At 38.3% G+C, this 11,154-nt stretch carries 10 protein-coding genes; 1 reads left to right on the top strand and 9 read right to left on the bottom strand.

Annotated elements, in window-relative coordinates:
* Positions 1-369 precede the first annotated feature (369 nt).
* Positions 370-843 carry a hypothetical protein gene (locus tag EWM59_RS20525; RefSeq protein ID WP_130023123.1) on the top strand — a complete coding sequence of 158 codons (474 nt, stop codon included), beginning with the start codon at positions 370-372 and terminating at the stop codon, positions 841-843.
* 72 nt (positions 844-915) lie between these two features.
* Here the strand turns inward: EWM59_RS20525 and galK are convergent, their stop codons facing one another.
* From galK to odhB, 9 genes are all read right to left on the bottom strand, one after another.
* Positions 916-2,070 (bottom strand): galactokinase, encoded by a 1,155-nt coding sequence (galK, locus tag EWM59_RS20520; RefSeq protein ID WP_130023122.1) that lies wholly within the window; start codon positions 2,068-2,070, stop codon positions 916-918.
* Positions 2,071-2,073: 3 nt separating this feature from the next.
* Entirely contained in the window at positions 2,074-4,395 is a 2,322-nt protein-coding gene (gene ppk1 / locus EWM59_RS20515) for a polyphosphate kinase 1 (RefSeq protein WP_130023121.1), read from the bottom strand.
* Between the two features lie 91 nt (positions 4,396-4,486).
* A complete protein-coding gene (locus EWM59_RS20510; RefSeq protein WP_165372244.1) occupies positions 4,487-4,897 on the bottom strand; it encodes a LytR/AlgR family response regulator transcription factor in 411 nt (136 codons plus the stop codon).
* A 130-nt stretch (positions 4,898-5,027) separates the two neighbouring features.
* Complete coding sequence (locus EWM59_RS20505; RefSeq protein ID WP_130023119.1) at positions 5,028-5,684, bottom strand: hypothetical protein; 657 nt, start codon at positions 5,682-5,684, stop codon at positions 5,028-5,030.
* An 8-nt stretch (positions 5,685-5,692) separates the two neighbouring features.
* Positions 5,693-6,202, bottom strand: coding sequence for a hypothetical protein (locus EWM59_RS20500; RefSeq protein WP_130023118.1), 510 nt, complete (start codon positions 6,200-6,202; stop codon positions 5,693-5,695).
* Between the two features lie 5 nt (positions 6,203-6,207).
* Positions 6,208-7,407, bottom strand: a complete 1,200-nt coding sequence (locus tag EWM59_RS20495; protein WP_130023117.1) for a C39 family peptidase — start codon at positions 7,405-7,407, stop codon at positions 6,208-6,210.
* A gap of 9 nt (positions 7,408-7,416) precedes the next feature.
* Entirely contained in the window at positions 7,417-8,052 is a 636-nt protein-coding gene (locus EWM59_RS20490) for a response regulator transcription factor (RefSeq protein ID WP_130023116.1), read from the bottom strand.
* A 121-nt stretch (positions 8,053-8,173) separates the two neighbouring features.
* The gene (locus EWM59_RS20485; RefSeq protein ID WP_130023115.1) at positions 8,174-9,247 is read right to left on the bottom strand and encodes a sensor histidine kinase; all 1,074 of its coding nucleotides are present in this window, start codon (positions 9,245-9,247) and stop codon (positions 8,174-8,176) included.
* Positions 9,248-9,496: 249 nt separating this feature from the next.
* A complete protein-coding gene (gene odhB, locus EWM59_RS20480) occupies positions 9,497-11,122 on the bottom strand; it encodes a 2-oxoglutarate dehydrogenase complex dihydrolipoyllysine-residue succinyltransferase (protein ID WP_130023114.1) in 1,626 nt (541 codons plus the stop codon).
* Positions 11,123-11,154 lie beyond the last annotated feature (32 nt).

Below are 11,154 nucleotides of genomic sequence, written 5' to 3'. Positions count from 1 at the left end.
GTGATTTAGTGATTTAGTGATTTAGTGATTTAGTGATTTAGTGATTTAGTGATTTAGTGATTTAGTGATTTAGTGATTTAGTGATTTAGTGATTTAGTGATTAAATTATGTCGCAATTGTTAAAAAACTAAGTATATTATATTTAATTTTTAATCACTCATTCACTCAATCACTAATTCACTCAATAATAAAAAAGCAGTTATCGGATATTTCTGGTAACTGCTTTTTTATTGCCTGATATACGCCGATTTTTAATCTACTGACTCCGTTATTGTATTGTTTGCCGCCACAAATACATTCCGGCTTTATGGGCGTTCGGGTGTGCTATACCTTTGTAGCATCAAAACAAAAAATAAATAAAACAACGCCATGAAAAAACAAATTTTATTACTCACTATCGTTTTTGTATCTCTGTTATCTGCTTGCAGCAAAAAAGGTGAGGATATTACACCTGACGGACAAGCTAATGCCAAAGCTGGTTTCTTCTGCAAAGTAGATGGTAAAGATTTTGCTCCTGATTTTGCCTATGCTACTTCGGTACTTGAGGGCAGCTATGGTGTATATGGTTTGTATAGCACAAACGACAATCTTATCTACCTACAAATTCCTAATAATTTAGGTAAAGGCACACATAAAATTGATGATGTTACTATCAAGGCACACATGAATCTTGGCAAAACGAATGACCTTCAATATAGTACTATTCATGGAGGAACAGGAACACTGGTAGTTACAGAGAAAGATGCCAAAGGCTTGAAAGGTACCTTCTCTTTCACTATTAAAAACCATAAAGGCACTCAGCTTGCCGTAAGTGCAGGCGAATTTAATGTTCTTTTCAAATAATATTTATCAGTATCAACCACAAAAGGCAGGAAAATCCTGCCTTTTGTGGTTGGTATATACATGTAATGTTTTTTAAATAGCCTCTACCCCATTGGTAATGGCTACCTTATAAGAAACCAGTTTCTGCCCGAATGCTGCTTCGTAGGCCTGACTTATGTCAGCAAGAAAATCATCTACGGCTTCTTTCTTTACCAGATTAATGGTACAACCACCAAAGCCTCCACCCATCATTCTCGCACCTGCTACGGCATCGTTAGTCAATGTTTGTTCTACCAAGAAATCCAATTCCGGGCAACTCACTTCGTAGAGTTCGCTTAACCCTGTATGGGTTTCGTACATCTTTTCACCAAACGCTACAAAGTCATCTTTCAGCAGGTCTTTACAGGCTTCTTCAACCCGATGAATTTCTTCAACCACGTATCGGCAACGGTTATATACTATCTGCGGCAATTTATCTGCCTGACTGCGAAGCATAGGTATAGTAACATCTCTCAGGGTATCTATTTGAGGAAAAGCACCTTGCAGAATACTGATTCCTTCTTCACATTCAGCTCTGCGTTTATTGTATTCAGTATCGCCAAGGTTATGTTTCACACCCGAATTGCACAAAATAATGGCATATTCTGCCGTATTAAACGGAAAATATTCATAGCTCAAATCACGGCAATCTAATTTGATAACGCATTTGTCTTTGCCATGAATAGAAGCAAACATATCCATAATGCCGCATTTGACGCCTGCAAAATTGTGCTCGGCCTGTTGGGCTGTCAAGGCCAGCTGAATACCCGAAAGTTCAAACCCGAATAATTCACTGAGGGCAAAACCAATACCGCTTTCTACGGCAGCAGAAGAAGATAAGCCTGCACCCAAAGGCACATCGCCTCCAAAAACAACATTGAAACCCTGTGTTAGTTTATGGTTTGTTCCGGTCATTTCAGCTACCATACCAATCAGAAAATTAGCCCAGCCTTTTGTCGATTTCTCTATGCTGTCTAACGAGAACTCGTAGGCATCGGCTAAATCGTAGGCATATAGCTTAATTAGTTTATCGTCTCTTTTAGAAACGGCAAAATAAATGGCTTTGTCAATGGCAGCCGGAAGCACAAAACCTTCGTTATAATCGGTATGTTCACCAATCAGGTTGATACGCCCTGGGGCACGTACGATAATATCCGGTGTCTGATTAAATAATTCCGAGAACTTCTGCTTGATATTTTCTGAATACATCTACTATTTATTTTCTTCTGCTATTGGTGTTGTTTCTGCTTCTGTGGTGGCTGTTTCTTCCTGAACTTCTGCTTCTTCGGTGGGAAACAGATTTATTTCTTCCATTTCATTTTCTTCTATCTCATAAAACATTTTATGAATATCAATAGGCTGGTCGTCAGGGCTTAGCGAACAAATAACTTTGGTATATGACCCATCTTCCTGCAATTCGTAGGCATTTACATTATCGCGCAGGTTATAGTCTAAAATATGAATGGCGTGTTTTTTTACTTCTGCATCAACCAGCTCAAATAACGATTCAATACGTTTATCAAAACTACGCACCATAATATCGGCACTACCGCCATACAATTTCGGCTCGTTGTTGTTATGAAAATAGAAAATACGGGCGTGTTCCAGAAATAGCCCTACAATAGAACGTACCGTAATATTCTCACTGAGATTCTGGCGGCCGGGACGCAGACAGCAGATACCTCTGATAATCAGTTTGATTTTTACACCTGCCTGCGAAGCCTTATATAATTCATCAATTACATAGCGGTCTTCCAGCGAGTTAAGTTTGATACAAATACCACTTGGCAGCCCTTTCTGTGCATTCTCAGCCTCGTTTCTGATAAGTTCTATCAGTCGCCTTCTCATGTCTTTCGGAGACGTAATGAGGTACTGATAATTAGCAGGCTGTGAGTGCCCTGTAATAACATTAAAAAACTCTGAAATATCTTTGGTATAAGTCGGGTTGGTAGTCAGTAAACCAATATCTGTATAGAGCTTGGCTGTATCTTCGTTATAGTTACCACTGGCTAAGTGGGCGTATTGTATCACCTTATTGCCCTCTTTTCGCACAATCAGCATCAGCTTGGTATGAGTTTTATACCAGCCTATACCATAAATAACAAAACACCCTGCACGTTGCAGACGCTCGGCTTCTCTGATATTATTTTCTTCGTCGAAACGGGCTTTTATTTCAAACAATACCGATACGTGTTTCCCGTTTTCGGCGGCTTTCAGCAAAGCCTGCGTTACACGAGACCGCTTGGCTAAACGATAAATGGTGAGTTTAATAGCTAATACATCAGGGTCTTCGGCCGCTTTTTCGAGCAATTGCAAAACAGGCTCAAAATTATTGTAAGGATGATGCAGCAATAGGTCTTTCTCTCGTACTACCTCAAAAATATCTATATTTTTCTCTTTCAGCCTTAAAGGTGGCACAGGCGGATGAACAGGTTCTAACTCCTCCTGAAACTCGGGGTGGCGGATAATCTGCCACAGGCAGGTATAATCAATCAGACATTCATCAACAAAAATATTGTATTTGTCTATCTCCCAGCGTTTTTGAAGAATAGTTACCATCCATTCGTTGGCATTGGGTTCAATTTCCATATACACTACCCTACCCAAACGACGACTCTTGATTTTCTGTTTGATTTCATCTACAAAATCAGCCTCAATATCATCAGATTCCTCTAAGGTAAAATCCCCATTTCTGACCACACGGAATAGATTAATGGCCTGAATCTCTACATTGCGGTAGAGTTTTTTCATTTCATGGCGTACTATCTCTTCAATCGGCAAAAACAGAATTTCATCGTCTCTTTCAATGGTAAAGAACCTTGGCAGGTTGCCGGGTATCTGAACAAACGAAATTTTCTTGGTTTCACTATCTTCTGAGAAAAGCGTCGATTTGCTTGAATCAGTAACTACCCCAAAAATAAGTGTTTTGGCTATCAGTACCGGAAAAGCATGGGTATGGTCGAAGAGCATCGGCGTAAGCATCGGATAGATGGTATAATCAAAATACTCTATCGCTTCGCCTAACTCACGCTGGTTCAGGTCGCCAATTTTAACCACCTGAAATTTATTTTCTTTAAACAACGGCGTTAACTCTTCATTAAAAACCCTGTCCTGTTCCTGACAAAACTGTCTGACTGCCGACAACAAGGCTTTGCGAAAAGGGATTTCACGCAGGCCTGAGTAATCAATACGCTCTTTGTTATAATCAAGGTAATTATATAGGCTTCCTAAACGTACTGTAAAAAATTCGTCAAGGTTTGAAGAAGTAATCGCCAGAAATTTTAATCGCTCAAAAATATTCAGGTTTTTTTCACGAGCCTGGTCTAATACACGTTCATTGAATTTAAGCCAGCTTAAATCACGACTGATATAGTTTGATTGTTCTATGCTATCGACATAACGACTTATTTTCGATTCAGGCATATTGGTATTTTTCTCTTCACTTTTAGAAGGAGCAACCAACCCGTTTAAAAACGAAAAAAGGCTACCTTTCGAGCCTTTTTCCTGTGATATATCTTTCTTGTTTTCTTCCATTGCTCGATAACAAAATTGTGTTTTGCGAAGTACGGCAATTATGTGAGAATATTCAAGTATTTAACAATAATTTAACAGATTAGTGCAATTTTCATACATTTTCGGCCTGTAACAAAGTACGTCCGATGTACATTTTATTCCAGAGAATTTCTTTTACGCCACTGGCTCTTCTTCTTGAAATCGGCAGGCAGGTACCATCTGTCAGGCGGGCCTCTTTAAAGGCTTTTTGCCAGCGTACCCCTTCAAGGTATTTCAGGTTAAGGATATAGGATTTATTAATTCTCAGAAAATCTGAGTGTTCTTTCAAGACAGCATCAAAGAATTTCAGATGAAATGCCGTAGTAAATTTACTGTTCCGGGTATGAAAAATGGTGTAGTTAATATCTGCCTCCAGATAGATAATATCCTGTGGCTGAATAGCTACCCGATTGCCATTTATCATAATAAAAAGGTTCTGAGCAACATGCTCTGTTTTGGGTAAAGAGGGCTTAAATTGTTTCATATACTCATGGTTTAATGAAACAAAATTCAGCATATACGTATAAACAAAAAATCCCCAATTTTGGGGATAAAATGTTGTAATGAGCGTGAAATGAAGGTATACGTAAATTACTCTGTTATTTTCAGAATTCCTACATCTTCTTAATAAGTGATATTCCTTTGATATAAAAAAATAAGAAAAAGCTTTTAAGAAAATTCTGAGTAATTAATACTGCATATAAGATTGTGTCATTCTTATAAGGAACGGCAAGCCCATATATATAATCGAAAATAATAATACTGGTATAAATCAAGAAAATGCCGAAAACTAGCCAACTTTCTGGCATACTGAATAGTCTTTTATTTACATTTCTTTTAAACAGTATAAAAAGGCTAAGTCCGGATAAAAATGTTAAATAAAGACTACTGATTAAAGCCCCATAACTATTATAGTTTTCGTAGCCCTCTCCCCAGAATGCGTTAAAAATTGCAAATAATGCATATATTACCGAAGCTGCATAAACGAAGTAATCTATCCATTTCAGCTTAATAATACCTTTCAGGAAGAAGCCTAAAAGCATTAATTCAAGCGGTATATATATATAATCAAGAAAAAGATTATTGGTTAGTGTAAGAGCAGTTATGGCATAAATAAGCTCAAAGATGGTTACAGAAATAGCATAGGCTAAGAAGAAAGCCTTATATTGTTTCCAATACCACTTTCTTCTTAGCATCATCCAGCAAATTAGCAGCCAGACTATATCTTGTGACCAACCGGAGAACCGATATAATCCTAAAGTAAAATCCATATTTTCAATTAAGGTGTTCTAACCGAAGGTGGAGGTGTTTTTTGATTTCCACCGCCGCCGCCAGTAACTGCATCATTATCAAAATTAGTATTAGGTATAGTTAAAAAACCAATTGTTCTAATAATATCATCCCCAATTTGTTTATCAACTGTAAGAAGTTCTGTAGTTCCATCTTCTTTAAGCTCATAAGGTAAAACTTCAACTGTATATTCATCTTCAGGACCTCTGGGTATATGGCGTTCTATTAGCTCACGTCCTCCATCTTTAGCTTCTATTTTCCCAATCATAAAACTTACATAATTTATATGTGGGTAATTTTGCTTTAAAAAATCTATTAGAATTAATAATTCGTCCAGATTCAATCGAACTCCTTCCTGTCTCGTTTTTTCTGTACTGCTTGGTCGTGTATCAGTATCAAGGTACGAATGTTTCTTCACTCTTTCCAACGCAAGCGAATCTCTTACGATAATAGTTGAAGTTCCTTTTTCTAAGATTACTTCAGGGTTTGAATTTTCCATTTTATTTATTTTAAATGTTTAACGAAATCTTTAAATTCTATGGGTTTACCACTTATTATTTCCTGAGAGTCTGCTCCAATTTTTTCAAATCCATCTCTATATATGTCAAAAACATAGTAAGTTTTATCTTTCTTTAAGAGTGCAAAATAGGTATCACGGAAATGAAAGATAATATCAGTTTCATTTTCAGCAAGTAAGTCTATTCCTAAAGTTTTTGCCTGATCTAATAAAGTTTTATATCTATCTCCTCGTTCTATATGATTGATAATCCAATTATTATTAAAGTCAAAGGAGTTGTAAACATTACTGATTTTTACAGTAGTGATAGCTGTTTTAATAGTACTGTTTTGAATTAAAAAATTTATAGTTGCTTCATTATCTCTACTTAGTAGAATGTTTGGTTCTGTGACAGCCCCTATTAACGTGCCAGCGTTTCCCACATTAATTATACGTAAACCTCTTGAAATACCTGTTGAAGAAGCCTGTGACTTGTCAAAATTTATTATTATATAAAATGAATTACTGAATATACTTGGTGAAGTCTTAATATTATCTAATAACCCATTTATTACATCTTTAGAATTTCCATTAAAAAGAACATTATTTAAATAGCTAACATCATTAGAATTCAGAGCTGGGGAAGGAATTATATCAGATGAGATTGTATATTTCCGACTTTTGTTTATATCATTCTCATTAATTTTAGGCTTACTAAAGTAACCTTCATAGGTAACAAAATAATCATTACCAAATTTCATTGGCCAAGGGTCACTAATATGTATCCATGAAATGTTTTTTCCATCAGCCATTTTTTTTCCTTCTACTCCATCCATTACCACTATATGTGATTCCTCTCCACTTAGCTTATAGTCATAGATAATTGGCTTTTTTGAGTTAATTAAATTAATTATCTGACTAAGTCCTAAAGAATTAGATGTAGAAATTGTATAATCTTTTATATTTTTTGCCGTAAACTTTTTCATCTCATTATCACTAATAGATGATGTCGAGCAATTACACTGTGAGCCGGATCCTTTGCATCTTTGCTTTATAAAAAAACATTGATCAAGATGCGAACTCCCAATAGTTCTTGCAACCATTGCCAAACTTGCTGCCCAACAAGAATTATGGTACAATTGAGGTATAGGGTTGACTTGCGCTTGAATATTCATTGCAACAAAACAAAAAATAATAAAATACTTCATAGGGTTTGTTTAAACCAACCGCATCTCCAAAGCCTTCACAACTGCCTCGGGAGCTGAGTTGACGTGTAATTTTTCGTAAATATTTTTTATATGACTATGTACTGTGCTGAAACCTATATGGCAGGCATCGGCTATCATCTTGTAACTCATGCCTTTTACCATACACTGTAATACTTCTTTTTCACGAGGGGTGAGTGATACATAGGTCTGCTCTTTCATCACAAATTGACTCTGAAACATGGCTAATACCTTGGCAGCAATACTCGGACTTAAATGTGACCCCCCATTATATACGTCCCTGATGGCATTTACATACTCTTCTGCCCTCGGCGTTTTAAGAATATATCCGTTTGCCCCTGCGCAAATAGCCGCAAAAACCTTGTCATCATTCTCAAAAACGGTCTGAATCAATACCTTTACCTCAGGATTTACTTTTTTAATGGCTCTCATGGCCTCTATGCCCGAAATATGAGGCATCTGAATATCCATCAGCACTACATCAGGTTGGTATTTACGTACCAGTTTCACAGCTTCAGTTGCGTCTGCATAAGCCCCTGAAAGCCACAATCCATCTGTATTAGCCAGATAGAGCGAAAGACTTTCTCTGAGGTGCTTATTGTCTTCAAAAAGTAGGATTCTTATCATTCTCTCACCAAATTAACATCTGTCGCCGTTAAATAATTGTTTTGATGGCTATTTTTATTTTTCGGTAAATTTATAAAGTATTTTAATCCCGATAAATCCCCAATATTGGGGAGACAAGTCATTACAAGGCTATTTCAACCAATACCTCTGTGCCTGTCTGTGAGCCTGAATTGACATACACCCTTAAATCATCTTCCTGACTACGCAGTTTAAAATTTTTAAGCCCGTTTCCTTCAAAAGTCCGGTTAAAATCAAACCCCTTGCCATTGTCTCTGATACTTATTCTGATTAATCCCTGATGCTGTTCTATCTTGCACGAGGCATGCGTAGCACAGGCATGTTTAGAAATATTATTGACCGCCTCTTTGAAAATCAGATAGATATTCCGCCTTTGCTCCATCGAAAAAATATCTTTCTTTATATTAATTACTGAATCAAAATCAAAAAGAATACCTTTTGCTGCCAAGATTTCGACACCAAATGACCGCATTTTTTCAAACAGTTTTTCAGTAGAATCATTCTCAGGATTAATTGCCCACACGGTGTCTCGCATCAGCAAAACGGTTTCTTCTGAGTTATTCGTAATTTTGTCTAAGATAGGTAATAGTTCGGGTTTTTCTACGATTACTTTTTTTCGGAGCAACTCTACAAAAATGGCTATCGAGTTAAGGTTTGAACCCACTTCATCGTGCAAGTCAGAAGCAATCTGATTCCTGACATATTGAAGTTTCAGTTTTTGCCGGAGGTCATAAATAAAAAACAGATAGAAACCTACACCAAAAATGAGTAAAATATAGATAACGATAGAGGGCCAGAACCACCATCTTTGCCAAAAAGCCTGTTCTTTACTGATAGCTAATTCGGTTGTAGCAAGTGTCTGGTTATGAGCAGTGGCTTTAATAATTAGTTTAAAATCACCTCCTGATAAATTCTGATAATGAACCGATGGGTAATTGCTCCAGAACCATCTATCATCTAATGACCGGATTTGATAAGCGTACTTAACAGAATCACCTTTCATAGGATTTACCTCAACCACAAGGTTCTGTTCGGAAGCAGAAAGCTTAATACCTGCGTTTTCTGAATAGTTATACGCCTTACCATCTACCAGCACCTGTCTGATGGTAAGTTGAGCATGAGAAGATATACTTAAAAGCAGTATTAACGATGCTGAATATGTATATTTTTTTAACAAAATAGGGTGATTAGGCAGCCTAAATAGCTAAAAAAAGAGGATTATTGCAAGGGATTGGTATTTTTTTGCACAAAATAATAGTCGGAGAAGACCCCACCCTGACCCTCCCCAACAATGGGGAGGGGACAAAAAAAGCCCCTCTCCCCACAGTTGGGGAGAGGGGTTGGGGAGTGGGGTCAAAGCTTGGCCAAATGATATTTTGTACATCTTGGCTTTTAGATAACCTCCTTTAAACTCTCTATCAGCTTATTATACACCCAGCAAAATTCTTGCAGGGTCTTCTAATAATTGTTTTACTCTTACCAGGAAGCTCACCGAATCTTTACCATCAATGGTACGGTGGTCGTAGCTAAGGGCGACATACATAATCGGGCGAATCACAATTTCACCGTTCACTACTACTGCTCTCTCTACGATATTGTGCATACCCAAGATAGCCGATTGTGGTGCATTGATAATGGGTGTTGAAAGCATGGAACCGAAAATACCACCATTGGTGATAGTAAAGGTTCCTCCTGTCATTTCTTCAATAGTCAGTTTATTATCTCTTGCTTTACCAGCCAGACGAACAACCTCTGCTTCTACACCTGCAAAGCTAAGTTTCTCGGCATTTCTGATAACCGGAACTACCAACCCACGTGGCGCAGAAACGGCAATGGCAATATCGGCATAATCATTATAAACAATTTCATCGCCATCGATATACGCATTTACTACAGGGAAATCTTTCAGCGCAATAGCACAAGCCTTGGTAAAGAATGACATAAAGCCTAAGCCTACGCCATGAATTTCTTTGAATTTATCTTTATACTTGGCTCTCAAATCCATAATCGGCTTCATATCCACCTCGTTGAAAGTGGTCAACATAGCCGTTTCCTGTTTTACTGCTACCAGACGTCTTGCAATGGTCTTACGTAGGGACGTCATTTTTTCCCTGCGAGAGATTCTACCCTCTACGCCCGAGGCAACCGGAGTGCTTGCAGCGGCTTTAGGCTCTGCTGCAGGTGTCGCCTGTGGTTGCGGTGTACTTGGGGCTGTTGGTTGTGCCGGAGTAGGCGTAGCTTTTAAAGCATCTTCTTTCATGATACGGCCACCTACACCTGTACCCTGTACAGTAGCAGGGTCAATGCCTTTTTCTGCTAATACTTTTGCAGCTACCGGAGAAGGATGTCCTGCGGCATAAGTATTACCCGATGACGGAGTTTCTGTTTTTTGCTCTTGTGCTGCCAGTTTCTCTGTGCTTGCCGCCGGAGCAGTGCCTGCACCGCCAACAGCTATTTTTGCTACTACCCCACCAATCGGCACTACCTGGCCTGCCTGCGCCACAATTGTAATTACTCCATTTTCAGGTGATGGCAGTTCAAAAGTGGCCTTGTCTGATTCTAATTCACAAATCACTTCGTCCATTTTCACAGTATCGCCATCTTTTTTGCTCCATGAAGCAATAGTAACTTCTGAAATAGACTCTCCTACTGCCGGAACTACCACATCTATGGTTTTGCCCTCAGCAGGTGCCGCTGGTGCAGGAGCCGGAGTAGTGGCTGCCGGAGCAGGGGTTGGTTCAGCCACAGGGGCTTTTGGTTCTTCTTTCGGAGCCGGAGTAGGTTCCGGAGCCGGTGTGGATGCCTGTGGTTGAGCGTTAGTTGTTTCGATTTTGCAAATCAAAGCACCGATGGGTAACGTTGTACCTTCGGCTGCTACAATTCTTAAAATACCGTCGGCTTCTGCGGGGAGTTCAAAGGTGGCTTTATCTGACTCTAATTCACAGATAACTTCGTCCATTTTTACCTGGTCGCCATCTTTTTTTATCCAAGAAGCGATAGTTACCTCGCTTACTGATTCGCCCACCGAAGGGACTTTCATTTCTATTGCCATAACTCGTTTATATTGCTAAGTTATTGATATCG

The organism is Emticicia agri (genome assembly GCF_004168285.1).
GTDB lineage: Bacteria > Bacteroidota > Bacteroidia > Cytophagales > Spirosomataceae > Emticicia > Emticicia agri.
The sequence above is the reverse complement of the archived record's forward strand: the minus strand, read 5'-3'. Positions and strand labels throughout refer to the sequence as shown.